Origin of the sequence: Clostridium lapidicellarium, assembly GCF_041224415.1 — a bacterium.
Classification (GTDB): Bacteria; Bacillota; Clostridia; order Clostridiales; family Clostridiaceae; genus Clostridium_B; species Clostridium_B lapidicellarium.
In genome coordinates this window covers 1-753 of record NZ_JBGFFE010000060.1, presented here as the reverse complement: position 1 = coordinate 753, position 753 = coordinate 1, and the positions used below count along the sequence as shown (strand labels likewise).

General features: G+C 33.3%; 1 protein-coding gene. It reads right to left on the bottom strand.

Annotation, left to right across the window (positions count from 1 at the left end; translation table 11 throughout):
* On the bottom strand, positions 1 to 753 hold a 753-nt coding region (locus tag AB8S09_RS15765), incomplete at both ends, for an IS256 family transposase (RefSeq protein WP_369869558.1).

Genomic DNA, 753 nt, shown 5'->3' with positions numbered 1-753 from the left:
TTGAGGAAAGTCAAAATATGTAGATAGATTTTCCCAGTTATTTTGCCATGACTGTAAAACTACAGGATATTTATCTCCCCAGTTCTCTTCCAGTGATTGTAATGCCTGTCTTGCCATCGTTTCATTAACTGCTTTGTATACATCTTTTAAATCTTTCATAAAAGCCTTGATATTTTTCGATGGTATATATTTTATGGAATTTCTTATCTGATGTACTATACAACTTTGTATGTTAACTTCAGGAAATACTACTTTAATTGCATCCGGAAGTCCTTTAAGTCCATCCATGCATGCTATTAAAATATCTTTAACACCTCTGTTTTTAAGATCGTTACATACAGACAGCCAGTATTTTGCTCCTTCCTGCTCGCCAATCCATATACCCAATATATCTTTATGACCTTTTATATCCAGGGCCATACAAACATAAGCAGCTTTATTTACAATCCTATGTTCATCCCTGATTTTAAAATATAGAGCATCCATATATACTATGGGATACATTGGATCAAGGGTCCTATTTTGCCATGCCAAAGCTGTATCCATAACTTTATCCGTAATTTTGGATATCATTGCAGGAGATATATCCACCCCATAAAGTTCATCTATTTCCGATTTTATGTCATCTACAGACATACCTCTTGCATATAAACCTATAACTTTTTTATCAAGTTCACTGCAGACTGTTTCATATTTTTTGACTATCTTAGGCTCAAATTCAGATTTTCTATCTCTTGGTACATTTACTTTAAC